At 65.9% G+C, this 13,288-nt stretch carries 14 protein-coding genes and 2 pseudogenes; 13 read left to right on the top strand and 3 right to left on the bottom strand.

Translation table 11 applies throughout. From position 1 onward, the window contains the following. Positions 1 to 9 precede the first annotated feature (9 nt). The 4 genes from purM to CHB74_RS03920 all read left to right on the top strand — a co-directional run bounded on the left by purM (position 10) and on the right by CHB74_RS03920 (position 3,070). Positions 10 to 1,104, top strand: coding sequence for a phosphoribosylformylglycinamidine cyclo-ligase (purM, locus tag CHB74_RS03935; protein ID WP_089218323.1), 1,095 nt, complete (start codon positions 10 to 12; stop codon positions 1,102 to 1,104). Next, entirely contained in the window at positions 1,097 to 1,675 is a 579-nt protein-coding gene (gene purN / locus CHB74_RS22720) for a phosphoribosylglycinamide formyltransferase (RefSeq protein ID WP_089218322.1), read from the top strand. The genes purM and purN overlap by 8 nt, the downstream gene beginning before the upstream one ends. Further along, positions 1,672 to 2,040 carry an MmcQ/YjbR family DNA-binding protein gene (locus CHB74_RS22715; RefSeq protein ID WP_342746569.1) on the top strand — a complete coding sequence of 123 codons (369 nt, stop codon included), beginning with the start codon at positions 1,672 to 1,674 and terminating at the stop codon, positions 2,038 to 2,040. Before purN ends, CHB74_RS22715 begins: the two co-directional genes overlap by 4 nt. A 337-nt stretch (positions 2,041 to 2,377) precedes the next feature. Then, entirely contained in the window at positions 2,378 to 3,070 is a 693-nt protein-coding gene (locus CHB74_RS03920) for a hypothetical protein (protein WP_144033713.1), read from the top strand. Positions 3,071 to 3,291: 221 nt separating this feature from the next. On the opposite strand, the pseudogene CHB74_RS03915 reads toward CHB74_RS03920, so the two are convergent. Next, positions 3,292 to 3,582: pseudogene (locus CHB74_RS03915) on the bottom strand (GIY-YIG nuclease family protein). Between the two features lie 216 nt (positions 3,583 to 3,798). After that, positions 3,799 to 4,542: a triose-phosphate isomerase gene (tpiA, locus tag CHB74_RS03910; RefSeq protein WP_089218320.1), complete on the bottom strand. Its 744-nt coding sequence runs from the start codon at positions 4,540 to 4,542 to the stop codon at positions 3,799 to 3,801. A 110-nt stretch (positions 4,543 to 4,652) separates the two neighbouring features. Between tpiA and CHB74_RS03905 the strand changes: the two genes are divergently transcribed. From CHB74_RS03905 to moaC, 7 genes are all read left to right on the top strand, one after another. After that, positions 4,653 to 6,575 carry a peptidylprolyl isomerase gene (locus CHB74_RS03905; protein ID WP_089218319.1) on the top strand — a complete coding sequence of 641 codons (1,923 nt, stop codon included), beginning with the start codon at positions 4,653 to 4,655 and terminating at the stop codon, positions 6,573 to 6,575. Next, positions 6,572 to 8,083 (top strand): anthranilate synthase component I, encoded by a 1,512-nt coding sequence (gene trpE / locus CHB74_RS03900; protein WP_089218318.1) that lies wholly within the window; start codon positions 6,572 to 6,574, stop codon positions 8,081 to 8,083. Before CHB74_RS03905 ends, trpE begins: the two co-directional genes overlap by 4 nt. Before the next feature lie 82 nt (positions 8,084 to 8,165). After that, complete coding sequence (locus CHB74_RS03895; protein ID WP_089218317.1) at positions 8,166 to 8,354, top strand: hypothetical protein; 189 nt, start codon at positions 8,166 to 8,168, stop codon at positions 8,352 to 8,354. 98 nt (positions 8,355 to 8,452) lie between these two features. Next, entirely contained in the window at positions 8,453 to 9,040 is a 588-nt protein-coding gene (locus CHB74_RS03890) for an anthranilate synthase component II (RefSeq protein WP_089218316.1), read from the top strand. Then, positions 9,037 to 10,032 carry an anthranilate phosphoribosyltransferase gene (trpD, locus tag CHB74_RS03885; RefSeq protein ID WP_089218315.1) on the top strand — a complete coding sequence of 332 codons (996 nt, stop codon included), beginning with the start codon at positions 9,037 to 9,039 and terminating at the stop codon, positions 10,030 to 10,032. Before CHB74_RS03890 ends, trpD begins: the two co-directional genes overlap by 4 nt. Further along, positions 10,029 to 10,823 carry an indole-3-glycerol phosphate synthase TrpC gene (gene trpC, locus CHB74_RS03880; RefSeq protein ID WP_089218314.1) on the top strand — a complete coding sequence of 265 codons (795 nt, stop codon included), beginning with the start codon at positions 10,029 to 10,031 and terminating at the stop codon, positions 10,821 to 10,823. Before trpD ends, trpC begins: the two co-directional genes overlap by 4 nt. Next, complete coding sequence (gene moaC / locus CHB74_RS03875; RefSeq protein ID WP_089218313.1) at positions 10,820 to 11,296, top strand: cyclic pyranopterin monophosphate synthase MoaC; 477 nt, start codon at positions 10,820 to 10,822, stop codon at positions 11,294 to 11,296. The genes trpC and moaC overlap by 4 nt, the downstream gene beginning before the upstream one ends. Positions 11,297 to 11,834: 538 nt before the next feature. Here moaC and CHB74_RS22215 read toward each other — a convergent pair. Beyond that, positions 11,835 to 12,002, bottom strand: coding sequence for a hypothetical protein (locus CHB74_RS22215; protein ID WP_218821380.1), 168 nt, complete (start codon positions 12,000 to 12,002; stop codon positions 11,835 to 11,837). 264 nt (positions 12,003 to 12,266) lie between these two features. Between CHB74_RS22215 and CHB74_RS03870 the strand changes: the two genes are divergently transcribed. After that, the gene (locus CHB74_RS03870) at positions 12,267 to 12,926 is read left to right on the top strand and encodes a YidH family protein (RefSeq protein ID WP_179220709.1); all 660 of its coding nucleotides are present in this window, start codon (positions 12,267 to 12,269) and stop codon (positions 12,924 to 12,926) included. A gap of 70 nt (positions 12,927 to 12,996) precedes the next feature. Continuing rightward, a pseudogene (locus CHB74_RS03865) lies at positions 12,997 to 13,194 on the top strand (transposase); the annotation flags it as partial. Between the last annotated feature and the right edge of the window lie 94 nt (positions 13,195 to 13,288).

Here is a 13,288-nt window from a genome sequence, read left to right as displayed (position 1 = left end):
GGGCCGTGCATGACCGACGATACCCCCTATACCTACGCCAAGGCCGGCGTCTCGATCGCGGCCGGAAACGCGCTCGTGAAGGCGATCGCACCGCTGGCGCGCGCCACCGCGCGACCGGGCGCCAATGCCGATCTCGGCGGCTTCGGCGGCTTCTTCGATCTCAAGGCGGCGGGCTATAACGATCCCCTGCTCGTGGCCGCCAATGATGGCGTCGGCACGAAGCTGAAACTGGCGATCGACAGCGGCAACCATGATGGCGTGGGCATCGATCTTGTCGCGATGTGCGTGAACGATCTGATCGTTCAGGGCGCCGAACCGCTTTTCTTCCTCGATTATTTCGCGACCGGCCGGCTCGACAACGGCGTTGCCGAGCGCGTGATCGCCGGCATCGCTTTGGGCTGCCGCATCGCTGGCTGCGCGCTGATCGGCGGCGAAACCGCCGAAATGCCGGGCATGTATGCCGATGGCGATTATGACCTCGCCGGTTTCTGCGTCGGCGCGGTGGAGCGCGATCAGGCGCTGACGGGCACGCGCGTTGCCGATGGCGACGTGATTCTCGGCCTCGCTTCGTCGGGCGTCCATTCCAACGGCTTCTCGCTCGTCCGTCGCCTCGCCGCGGACAAGGGCTGGAAGCTCGACCGCCCTGCCCTGTTCGATCAGGACGTGCGGCTGATCGATGCGCTGCTGGCGCCGACCCGCATCTATGTGAAGTCGCTGCTGCCGCTCGTCCGTTCGGGCAAGGTGCAGGCGATGGCGCACATCACCGGCGGCGGCCTGCTGGAAAATATCCCGCGCGTCCTGCCCGAAGGCCTGCACGCGCATGTCGACGCCGATGCCTGGCCGCAGCCCCGGCTGATGGCGTTCCTGCAGGCGCAGGGCAATATCGAGCCCGAGGAAATGGCCCGCACCTTCAACTGCGGCATCGGCATGGCGGTGATCGTTCGCCCCGGCGATGTGGACGCGGTGACGGCGGCGCTGGAAGCGGCCGAGGAACATGTGTTCCGCATCGGCCATATCGCCAGCGGCGAAAAGGGCTGCACCGTCGCGGGTTCGCGCGATGCCTGGAGCGCGCGCGACGCGTGGAGCGCCACGCATAATGGCTGACCCGGTCCGCGTCGGGATTCTCATCTCGGGACGCGGTTCGAACATGGCATCGCTGGTCGACGCGAGCATGGCGGCGGATAGCCCCTATCGCGTCGTCCGCGTGCTTTCCAACGTGGAGGATGCCGGCGGCCTCGCCATCGCGACGGCGGCCGGCGTGCCGATCTGGGCCAGAAGCCACAAGGGCCTGAAGCGCGCCGAATTCGACGCGCTGATCGATGCCGAACTGCGCGCCGCCGATGTCGAACTGGTCGCGCTCGCCGGTTATATGCGGCTGCTTTCGCCCGAATTCATCGCCGGGTGGGAAGGCCGCATCCTCAATATCCACCCGTCGCTGCTGCCGCTCTACAAGGGCCTCGACACCCATGCCCGCGCGATCGCGGCGGGCGATGCGGAAGCCGGCTGCTCGGTCCATGTCGTGACGCCGGAACTGGATGACGGCCCGGTGATCGCGCAGGCGCGCGTCGCCATCCGGCCCGGCGACACGCCCGGCAGCCTGGCCGATCGCGTGCTGGTGGAGGAGCACAAGCTCTACGCCACCGCGCTCGCCGATTATGCGCGGAGGCTGCGTTGAACCGCGACGCGCTGCTCGAACGGGTGAGCGCGATCTGCCTCGCCCTGCCGGAAGCGACCACCAAAATGTCCCACGGCGCCCACGCCTTCCAGGTCGCGGGCAAGAAGATGTTCGCCTATTTCACCGACGAGGGGCACCATAATGCCCCGATCAGCATCACGGTGAAGACCAGCGGCCGCGACGAACAGGCCATGCTGCTGGAGGCCGACCCGGACCTTTATTACATGCCCGCTTATATCGGCGTTTCCGGCTGGATCGGCATCAACCTCGTCCGCGACGAAGCGCCCGACTGGGACCATATCGAGGACCGCGTGCGGCAAAGCTATCGACGGGCCGCACCGCGCAAACTGGCGGACCTCGCCTGATCCCACCCATTGCCGCCGGCCTGCGGTCTACATCCAGGCCGCGTGGACACATTTTGATGGGGAATGGCCGTCAGGTTTCGGATGCGGCGCGAGATCGTCTGATGGCGGCTATGTCGGGGGAAGCGGACGCTAGCCGATCACGCCACAGCGTTGGCCTTGGGTGGAAGGCGGACATTCCGCCGGGAGCTCAAAGGAGGCTCTGTGCTCTTGTCTGTTGCAACTGCCGTCGGCCGCCAACTACAACATCAAGATCGTAATCGTCCCCCAACTTGTGAGATGCACGATGTGGTCCGCGTTCAGAGCACTTGCAGCCCGAATCGGCCTAGGCGCTGAGGAAGTGGACGGGGTGGAACGCGGGGAAAATGCCACGCTCGTTCAGCACCCGCTTAACCATCAAATCCAGTTCAAGGTGCGCCCCGATCCCGACTGGACGCAGCGGATAGGAGAAGCCTGGGCGGGCGCCCTAGTCAACAGTCGGCGAGAATCGGCTGGAATTATTGCCGTCATGGAGGGCCGATTGGTGATCGCCGATCCGAACAACTCTGAAGGGGCCATAACTGCCGAAGTCGTCGCAGGCGAATATGAGGTGGTCCTGACGGTGGCGCATCTGGGGTCAGAGGCAACATACGATTATGAGGAGTATGTCTCGCATGCATTTGCGTTGCGGCGCGACAATGAAGGCGTGACGACGATTGAGCCGCTGACCGACGAACATGGAACTGAACTGGGTGTGGAGGGCACAATCACGACTTTCGCCGGTGAGGGCGTGATTGCTCGGATCGCAGCCGATTACCCGGACCTACGCATCTGGACTATTCCCCGGTTGCTAAGCGCAGTCTCCCCAGAAGCGAATTTGCCGGACAGTAAGTCGGTGCGCGCCCCTACGAAGGATGGGTCAAGTGTGCTCATCGCCGTCGAGGCGGGTAGCGGGAGGCAGGATTATCCCTTGTTCAGGCTCGCCGATGCGAAGGGCAACACCGTCGGAGTGCTGGTGGACTTCTTCGTTGATAATCGCCCCTACGACGAGTGATTCTCCATTGATCGCTAATTTCCGCTTTGGGTCGTGAGCTACCAAAGCCAGCAGCGGCAGCCTTGTCGGCGTGTCCTGACAGGCAGGAATTTTCCACAAAGCGCGGGAAGCTGACGGTCAGCAATCAGGCCGCCGGACGCCACGATCGAAGGGCCGAAAAGTCGGGGGAAGCGGACGTCGAATGAGAACGTCATGCCAGCGAAGGCTGGCATCGCTGTCGGCTACAGGATGCGCTCGAACAGATCATCCCATTGAGGATTGGCGGCCTCGATCAACCGGATTTTCCATGCGCGTTGCTACGCCTTCAGAGCTTTCTCGCGGGTGATGGCTTCGACGATGCTGTCATGCGGCTCGACAAGGACCAGCCGATCGACGCCGTATTTCCGGCAGAAGGCCGAACCCGCGCCTCTGCGATGCTGCATCATGCGCGCGGCGAGATCGGTGGTGACACCGATATAGAGAACGCCGTTCGGCTTGTTCGTAAGGATATAGGTCCAGCCACCCTCGCTTATGCGGCGACGCTACACCAGCCACAACGCGATGCCAGCCTTCGCTGGCATGACGTATATGAACGAACGTCCGCTATGTCGCGGTCCTGACCGTCAGGATTCACGCGGAAAAAACACCGATAGCGGCCGTGATCCGTATTTGCGCGTGCGACCTTGGCGGCGCGGCAATGGGCCCTGACTTTCGCCAGGGCACCCAAAGGAATATCGGACGGGTGAGCCTTAGCCCGCCGCGCCTTCGATGATCGGCACGAACTGCGCCGCGGTGAGGCTGGCCCCGCCGACGAGCGCGCCATCGACATCGGCGACCGCCATCAGTTCGGCCGCGTTGGTGGGCTTCACCGATCCGCCATAAAGGATGCGGACCTTGGCGCCTTCGCCACCCAGCAGCCCACTCAGGCGCGCGCGGATGGCCGCGTGCATTTCCGCCACGTCGGCGGTGGACGGCGTGCGGCCGGTGCCGATCGCCCAGACGGGTTCATAAGCGACGACGAGCGTGGCGCCCGTGCCCGCCGGCGGGACCGAACCATCGAGCTGGCCTTCGACCACCGCGACGGCGCGGCCGGCATCGCGCTCGGCCTCGGTTTCGCCGACGCAGACGATGGCGACGAGGCCCGCTGCGATCGCGGCTTCCGCCTTGGCGCGGACCAGCGCATCGCCTTCGCCATGATCGGCGCGACGCTCGCTATGGCCGACAATGGCATATTTGCCGCCGGCTTCGGCGATCATGCCCGCCGCGACATCGCCGGTGTGCGCGCCGCTGGTGCCGGTGTGGCAATCCTGCGCGCCGATGGCCAGGCCCGGCTGGCGCTGCGCGGCGGCGGCGATCAGCGTGAAGGGCGGGCAGATCGCCACGTCGAGGCCGGGATTCGCCGCCGCCGCCGCCGCGATCGCATCAAGCTCGGCAAGCGCCGCGATCGATCCGTTCATCTTCCAGTTGCCAGCCACCAGCTTGCGCAAAGCCATCACCGCCCTCCAATTGCAAAGTCGCCGCCGCCCGTAGCGCCCCCCCGCTTGATGGCGCAAGCCCGCACCTCTATGGCGGAACATCTTCGGCAACCGCCTCGGGACCAGCGATGATTTCCTTTTTCCGCCGTGCACTTTCCTCCTGGCTGGTTCTGGCCCTGTTCGGGCTGGTGCTGATCGCCTTTGCGGTGACGAGCATCGATCCCAGCTGGATCAGCGGCAATGGCGGCGGTGGAAGCCAGATCGCGACCGTGGGCAGCAACAAGATCAGCTCCAACGAAGCCCGCCAGCGCGTCGATACCGCGCTGCGCCAGGCCCAGCGCGAAACGCCGGGAATCGACATGGCGGCATTCGCCGCGCAAGGCGGGGTCGACCAGGTGATCGGCCAGACGATTTCCTTCGCCGCGCTCGAAACCTGGGGCCGCGAACAGGGGCTGACGGTGAGCGACCGGCTGATCGACGGCGAGATCGCCAGCACGCCGGCCTTTTTCGGCCTGACCGGCAAGTTCGATCGCAGCGCGATGGAAGCCGCGCTGGGCCAGGCGCGGATGAGCGAACGCCAGCTGCGCGCCGAAATGGCCGGCGATGCGCTGCGCCGCCAGATGTTCGTGCCGATCGCCGGCGGCGCGCGGGTGCCCGACGGCATCGTCGTGCCCAATGCTTCGCTGCTGCTGGAACAGCGCGCCGGCCTGATCGGCGTCGTTCCCGCCGAAGCCATCCCGGCCGGCCCGGCGCCCACCGACGCCGAAATCCAGGCCTTCTACAAGGCGAACGCCCAGCGCTTCACCATCCCCGAGCGCCGCGTGCTGCGTTATGCGCTGTTCGGCACCGACCAGATCGCCGCCGCCGCGCCCACCGAGGCGGAAATCCAGGCCTTCTACAAGGCCAATGCCGCGACCTATGGCGCCAGCGAGACGCGCACGATCGCGCAGGTGATCGTGAGCGACCAGAAGGCCGCCGAGGCGATCGCCGCCAAGGCCAAGGCCGGCACGCCGATCGCCGATGCGGCAAAGGCGGCGGGTTCGGAAGCGATCACGCTCGACACCGCCAAGGCGCAGCTTGCCGAAAATGCGTCGGCCGCCGTGGCCGATGCCGCCTTCGCCCTGCCGCAGGGCGGCACCAGCGGCGCGGTGAAGGCCGATCTCGGCTGGTATGTCGTGCAGGTGGCGAAGATCACCGGCCAGGCGGCCCGCCCGCTGGCCGCCGTTCATGCCGAAATCGCCGATTCGCTGACCAAGCAGAAGCGCGATGAGGCGCTGAGCACGATGATCAGCGGCATCGAGGATGCGATCGCCGACGGCGCCAGCTTCGACGATGTTGCCCGCGACAAGCGCCTGACCGTCGTCACCACGCCCGCGATCCTGCCCGACGGCCGTGCGCCCGCCCAGCCCCACTGGAAGGCGCCGCCGGAGCTGCCGCTGCTGATGCGTTCCGCCGCGCAGATGACCACCGAGGACGATCCTGCCGTCGAAACGATCGGCACCGGCCAGCGTTATGCGCTCGTCGCCGTCTCCGAAGTCGTGGCCGCCGCCCCCGCACCGCTGGCCGATGTGCGCGAAGGCGTGATCGCCGGCATTCGCAACGAACGGTCTGCCAAGCAGACCCGCGCCATCGCCGACGCGATCCTCGCCAAGATCAAGGCCGGCACGCCGATGGCCGAAGCCTTCGCCCAGACGCAGGTCCGCCTGCCCGCACCGGCCAAGGCGAACGCCCGCCAGATGGATCTGCTGCGCCGCGACCGCCCGGCCCCGCCGCCGCTGAAGCTGATGTTCGGTATGAAGAAGGGCGAAACCCGCCTGCTCGCCGCGCCCGACAATAGCGGCTGGTTCGTCGTGCAGCTGGGCGAGGTGATCCCCGGCGATGCCCGCACCCAGCCGATGCTGATCGCGTCGCTGCGCGGCGATTTTTCGCGCAGCATGGGCGATGAATATATCCAGCAGTTCATCGCCGCCGCGTCGAAGGACGTGGGCGTGAAGCGCAACGAAGCGGCGATCACCGCGCTCAAGGCCGAACTCGGCGGCCAGGGCCAGTGAATCCGGCAGAGGACGCGAAGGCGGCGGCACGGCTGCGCGCGGGGCAGCCCGCGCTCGTGTGGCGGCGGCAGATCGCCGATGTCGACACGCCGATCGCCGCCGCGCTCAAGCTGATCGAACCGGGGCGTGGCGATTTCCTGCTCGAATCGGTCGAAGGCGGCGCCGCGCGCGGCCGTTACACGCTGCTCGGCCTCGCGCCCGACCTCGTGTTCCGCGCGCAGGGCACCGAAGCGGCGATCAACCACCGCTGGCTGACCGACCGCGAAGCATTCGAGCCGTGCGGGGCCGACACGCTGACCGCAATGCGCGGGCTTGTCGCCGCGTGCCGGATGGACGTGCCCGAAGGGCTGCCCTCCGCGCTCGCCTGCCTTGTCGGCTATTTCGCCTATGAAACGGTGGGTCTGGTGGAAAAACTGCCGCGCCCGCCGGCCAATCCGCTCGACCTGCCGGACATGCTGTTCGTGCGGCCGACCGTGATCCTGATCTTCGACCGGCTGGCCGACGAACTGTTCCTGGTAGCGCCGGTATGGCCCGATGCGGTGGTGGATGCCGACGCCGCCGTCGCGCTCGCCAATGAACGGATCGAGGGCGTGGCCGCGCGGCTGGCCGCTGCCCTGCCCGCGCGCGGCGCGACCCCGGCCAATCTGCCCGACGCGGTTCCGCAACCCGCCGTCGATCCGGTGCGCTATCGCGACATGGTGTTGAAGGCGAAAGATTATATCGCGGCGGGCGATATCTTTCAGGTGGTGCTGGCACAGCGTTTCTCGCTGCCCTTCCCGCTGCCACCCTTCGATCTTTATCGTGCGCTGCGGCGGATCAACCCGTCGCCCTTCCTCTATTTCCTCGACATGCCGGGCTTCGCGATCATCGGGTCGTCGCCCGAAATCCTCGTCCGCGCGCGCGATGGCGAGGTGACGATCCGGCCGATCGCGGGGACGCGGCCGCGTGGGCGCACCGCCGCCGAGGATGCCGCCAACCGCGATTCGCTGCTCGCCGATCCCAAGGAACGCGCCGAACATCTGATGCTGCTCGATCTCGGGCGCAACGATGTGGGCCGCGTGGCGGAAGCCGGCACGGTCACCGTGACGGACAGCTATACGATCGAAAAATACAGCCACGTCATGCACATCGTATCCAACGTCGTCGGCCGGCTGGCGCCGGAGAAGGACGCGGTGGACGCCCTGTTCGCCGGCTTCCCCGCCGGCACCGTTTCCGGCGCGCCGAAGGTGCGCGCGTGCGAGATCATCGCCGAGCTGGAACCCGAAACGCGCGGCGCTTATGCCGGCGGCGTCGGCTATTTTTCGCCCGACGGATCGATGGACAGCTGCATCGTCCTGCGCACCGCCGTGGTGAAGGATAGCGTGATGCACGTCCAGGCCGGCGCCGGCATCGTCGCCGACAGCGACCCGGCTTATGAGCAACGCGAGTGCGAGGCCAAGTCCGGCGCGTTGATCGCCGCGGCGCGCGAAGCGATCAGCCGTGCAACGGATGCGGGGTTCGGCCAGTAGCTGCCATTGCAACAGGGTTAACTCGCCCTTAGCGAATGCCGCGCATTGTGCATGTGCGAAGAGCGGGAATCGGGTAACTGAGATGTTGGAAGCGGCTGCGTTGACCTATGGGATGCTGGCGAGTTTCGTGCTGTCGAGCGCGAACCGCAACCGCAAGGCGCAGCGCGCCAACCCGAAGATCGTCGAAGTGTTCGGCTATCTGCTGGTCGGCACGTCGGTCGGCGGCGCGATGGCGCTGGGCGGCTATGCGCTGATGGTGGCAGGCGCCTGACGGGCAATGCCAGGCTTGCCGGAGGGGCAACCTGCGATTGCCGGCAAATTAGGTAAGCTCCCTTCCCCAATCGTGCCCACGCCCCTAAAGCATCGGGCATGATCCTCGTCATCGACAATTATGACAGCTTCACCTGGAACCTCGTGCATTATCTGCGCGAACTTGGGGCCGAGGTGGACGTGGTGCGCAATGACGCGATCAGCGTCGGCCAGGCGATGTCGAGCGGAGCCAAGGGCTTCCTGATTTCGCCCGGCCCCTGCACGCCTAACGAAGCGGGGATCTCGCTCGATCTGGTGGCGGCCTGCGCGGCGGACAAGCGCCCGCTGTTCGGCGTGTGCCTGGGCCACCAATCGATCGGCCAGCATTTCGGCGGCCATGTCGTCCGCGCGGCCGAACTGATGCACGGCAAGACCAGCCCGGTTGAACATGACGGCAGCGGCGTCTTTGCCGGCCTGCCCTCCCCCTTCACCGCGACGCGCTACCACTCGCTCGTCGTCGAGGACATTCCGGCGGAGCTGGTCGTCAACGCGCGCACCGCCGATGGCACGGTGATGGGTTTCCGCCATCGCGAGCTGCCGATCCACGGCGTCCAGTTCCACCCCGAAAGCATCGCGACCGAGCATGGCCATGACATGCTGGCGAACTTCCTGCGCGAAGCGGGAATCGCGGCGAGGCTGCCGGCATGACAACGCGCGTGCTGTTGCCTGACGCCGCCCGGCCGCTCGACCACGCGACCGCGTTCGCCGCCTTTGGCGACCTGCTCGACGGCCGGGTCGCGGAGGAGGACGCCCGCCTTTTCCTGACGGTGATGGCGGAACGCGACGAAACCAGCGTCGAGATCGCGGCCGCCGCGATGGCGCTGCGCGAACGCATGATCTCGATCGCGGCGCCAGCCGGCGCCATCGACGTGTGCGGCACCGGCGGTGACGGATCGCACAGCCTGAACGTATCGACCGCCGTTGCCATCGTCGTCGCGGCCTGCGGCGTGCCCGTGGCCAAGCATGGCAACCGCGCGGCTTCATCCAAGGCGGGATCGTCGGACACGCTGGAGGCATTGGGCCTCGATCTCGACCGCGCATCCGCACGCGCGGCGGAAAGCCTTGGCGATCTTGGCATCGCCTTTCTGTTCGCCCAGCTCCATCACCCCGCGCTCCGCCATCTGGCTGCCGTGCGCCGCGCGATCGGCCGCCGGACGATCTTCAACCTGATCGGCCCGATCGCCAATCCCGCGCGCGTGACGCGCCAGCTGATCGGCGTCGCACGACCGGATTATCTGCCTGTTTATGCTGAAGCATTGCGCCTGATCGGCACCGAATCGGCGATGATGGTGGCGGGCGACGAGCCGCTGGACGAGCTTTCCATCGCGGGGCCCAGCACCATCGTCCGCATCGGCGCGTGCGGCGAAGGCACGATCCGCATCACGCCGGAGGATGCCGGGCTGACCCGCCACCCGAACGAGGCGCTGCGGGGCGGCGACGCAGCCTTCAACGCCGCCGCGCTGCGCCGCCTGCTGGATGGCGAAGAAGGCGCCTATCGCGATGCCGTGCTGCTGAACGCCGCCGCCGCGCTGATCGTCGCCGGCCATGCCGATGATCTGCGCGCGGGCGTGGAGGAGGCCGCCGAGGCGATCGACAAGGGGCTGGCCAAGCAATTGCTCGACTGCTGGATCGCCTTCTGATGAACAAGCTCGTTGAAATCTGCGACGCCAAGCGCGCCGAAGTGGCCCGTCGCAAGGCGCGGACACCGCTGGGCGAACTGGAAACGCGCGCGGCCGCGCAATCGGCGCCACGCGGATTTCGCGCCGCGCTGGATGCCAAGGTGGCCGCCGGCGGCTTCGGGCTGATTGCCGAGATCAAGAAAGCCAGCCCGTCCAAGGGCCTGATCCGCGCCGATTTCGATCCGCCGGCCCATGCCCGCGCGTATGAAAGCGGTGGCGCGGCCTGCCTGTCGGTCCTGACCGACGAGCCGTATTTCCAGGGCCATGACGATTATCTGGTCGCGGCCCGCGCCGCCTGCGCATTGCCGGTGCTGCGCAAGGACTTCATGGTCGATCCGTGGCAGGTGGTGGAAGCGCGCGCGCTGGGCGCCGATGCCATCCTGATCATCGCCGCCGCGCTCGACGACGGGCAGATGGCCGAGATCGAGGCCGCGGCAATCGCATTGGGGATGGACGCCCTGATCGAAGTGCATGATGCCGACGAGTTCGATCGCGCGCTGAAGCTGAAATCCCGGCTGATCGGCGTAAACAATCGCGACCTGCGCGACTTCACGATCGATCTCGCCCGCACCTACGAACTCGCCGATCGCGCGCCAGCCGGATGCACCTTCGTCACCGAAAGCGGCATCGCCTCCAAGGCCAATCTGGACGGGATGGCCAAACATGGCGTGCGCTGCTGTCTCGTCGGGGAATCGCTGATGCGGCAGGCCGATGTGGAAGCAGCAACGCGCAAGCTGCTGACCGGCCAATGACCGAAGGCCGCCTCACCCATCTCGACGAAACGGGTTCGGCCCGCATGGTCGACGTATCGGCCAAGGCAACGACGACCCGCGAAGCGACGGCGAGCGGGCGGATCACCATGTCGGCCGCCGCCGCTGCCGCGATCCGCGATGGCGCGGTCGCCAAGGGCGACGTGATCGCGGTGGCGCGCGTGGCCGGCATCATGGCCGCCAAAAAAACCAGCGACCTGATCCCGCTCTGCCATCCACTGCCGATTGCCGGCGTGACTCTCGATCTGGTGGTCGAAGACGATGGCGTCGCGGCCACCGCCACGGTGCGGACCACGCATCAGACGGGCGTGGAAATGGAGGCGCTGACGGCGGTTTCCGTCGCCCTGCTGACCATTTACGACATGGCCAAGGCACTCGATCGCGGGATGACGATCGGCGACGTAAGGTTGATCGCCAAGTCCGGCGGGCGCTCGGGCGACTGGCGCGCGGCCTGACGTGGCGTGGACCAATTCCGATGGTGAATGACCGTCGGTTTTCGGGAGCCGGGTTGGATACTTGAATGGCCGTTTTGTCGGCGGAAGCGAACTGTCAGCTATAGACACGCCGCAAGAAGTGAAGCCGCCCTGCGCTTAGCGCTCCCACCGCTGCAAATTTGCGGTCGATTGATCGTATAGAGCCTGAAGCGAAGCTATCTGATTATCGCGAAAGTAGATCGTCAGGACGAGGTCACCATGCGGCAGACTTGCAGTGCAGAGCCCCTGTCGAGAACCATCCGCCATCGCAAAACAACTCGCCAGTGATACGGTTGATTTCCGGTCCACTCCCGTTCGCAGATCATAGGTCCAGAAAACCCCATCGCTTACTTTCCGTAGTGGTTGGCCACGCCATGGAAGCGAGCGAGATGCACAAACAGTCGCATTTATTCGCGCCTCAGTTCCGGCCGCGCGGGCACACATTCGTTCCTTGCTAGCCACACCAATTAGATTTCGATCGGGTGGGCTCGCCTCCGGGTTGAGATAAAAGGAAAAGCCGTCACTTGGATCGAGCGCTGGTAAAAAAAAACGGCGTGTCACTGTCCGCAATGTCGTTGACCTTAGGAATATCGAAGACGTGCCCTTCGAGTTGCCGCTCGACCGACGAGGAGCAAGCACCGAGTAAGCCCGTGATCAATAACGAAGCTGCGATCGAGTGGCTGTTCATGTCGGCACGCTATGAGAGCAAGCTGTCGTCTGCAATCAGGCACACGCGCCAATGCGCGGATATTTGCAACGTCGGCGTGTCCTGACCGTCAGGATTCAAGCAGAAAACACGGACAGCGGCCTCACCCCGCATTTGCCCACGTCGCCTGAGGCCGCTTGGGCTGGGCGATCTCGGGATTTCTCCCGATTGCCGGGATCGGTTGGGGGGTTAGCTTGGGGCCATCCAGGCGGGCCTTGCCCGTCCGACGACCGGGATGGACGTCCGATGAAATCACTCGCCGAGCTATTGAGGCTGCGCCCTGCGAAATCGACCTATGATCCACCGGCGGACCTGCCGATGGATCGCACGACCGGCGGCTCGCCACCCTATGCCTTCCCGCCGGAACTGATCAAGGAACTGGCCGGCAAGACCGAGGATGAGGTGTCTTCGACGCTGTCGAAGTTCCGCACCGGCCTGTCGGAACATCGCACGCGATTGTCGGAGCATCGCACCGACCTGTCCGAACATCGCACCGACCTTTCGGACTATCGGACCGAGTTGTCGCAGCACCGGACGGAATTGTCCGACGACCGTTCGCACCTGTCGAACGAGCGGACGCACCTTTCCTATCTGCGAACCGCCGTGTCGATGATGAGCTTCGGCGTGACGCTCAACCGGTTCGCGGTGTTCCTGGCCGAGAATGAGCGCGCGGCGACGCCGGCGAAGGAAACCGCGCTGCGCATGCAGAGCACCGAACTGATCGGCCTTGGCATGGTGGTGATCGGCGTGTTCCTGCTGGTCTGGTCGCTCTATCGCTACCAGTCCGTCCACACCCAGATCATGGCGGGCCATTTCGAGCCGCCGGCGACATCGGTGACGATGCTGACCATCGCGATCCTGGTGTTCGGCGCGGTGACGACGATCGCGTTGCTCGTGATACGCTAGGCTGTAGTGACATTTTAGGGATTCACGTTGGACTGGATTTCTGATTCAACGCTGACTTTTGGAGGTTGGCGTGGAAGGGGAAGTGCTGCGGGACGATCAGTGGGAGCGATTGCGAGAGTTTGTTCCGGGCGGCCGCAAGGGTAAGCGCGGCCCGCGCAGTGATGGCAGACTGTTTCTCGACGCCTTGCTCTGGCTAGCCCGATCAGGGGGGCGTTGGCGTGATCTTCCGGAGAGGTTCGGGCCCTACCAGACGGCCAAGCGCCGCTATGAGAACGGCGGAGCAATATTCGACCACGGTAGCGGCGGGATAGCCCTGCTGCGGGCGGCGTAAAAGTCGTCCACCTTGAAGCCTTTCTGCCAAG

Source organism: Edaphosphingomonas laterariae (assembly GCF_900188165.1).
Taxonomy (GTDB): domain Bacteria; phylum Pseudomonadota; class Alphaproteobacteria; order Sphingomonadales; family Sphingomonadaceae; genus Sphingomonas_E; species Sphingomonas_E laterariae.
Note: the sequence above shows the minus strand (reverse complement) of the source record. Positions and strands in the feature narration are given on the sequence as shown.

Coding starts and splice junctions, on each gene's coding strand:
- purM (WP_089218323.1), top strand. CDS start 10: ATGACCGACGATACCCCCTATACCTACGCCAAGGCCGGCGTCTCGATC.
- purN (WP_089218322.1), top strand. CDS start 1,097: ATGGCTGACCCGGTCCGCGTCGGGATTCTCATCTCGGGACGCGGTTCG.
- tpiA (WP_089218320.1), bottom strand. CDS start 4,542: ATGGCTTTGCGCAAGCTGGTGGCTGGCAACTGGAAGATGAACGGATCG.
- CHB74_RS03905 (WP_089218319.1), top strand. CDS start 4,653: ATGATTTCCTTTTTCCGCCGTGCACTTTCCTCCTGGCTGGTTCTGGCC.
- CHB74_RS03895 (WP_089218317.1), top strand. CDS start 8,166: ATGTTGGAAGCGGCTGCGTTGACCTATGGGATGCTGGCGAGTTTCGTG.
- CHB74_RS03890 (WP_089218316.1), top strand. CDS start 8,453: ATGATCCTCGTCATCGACAATTATGACAGCTTCACCTGGAACCTCGTG.
- trpD (WP_089218315.1), top strand. CDS start 9,037: ATGACAACGCGCGTGCTGTTGCCTGACGCCGCCCGGCCGCTCGACCAC.
- moaC (WP_089218313.1), top strand. CDS start 10,820: ATGACCGAAGGCCGCCTCACCCATCTCGACGAAACGGGTTCGGCCCGC.
- CHB74_RS22215 (WP_218821380.1), bottom strand. CDS start 12,002: ATGAACAGCCACTCGATCGCAGCTTCGTTATTGATCACGGGCTTACTC.
- CHB74_RS03870 (WP_179220709.1), top strand. CDS start 12,267: ATGAAATCACTCGCCGAGCTATTGAGGCTGCGCCCTGCGAAATCGACC.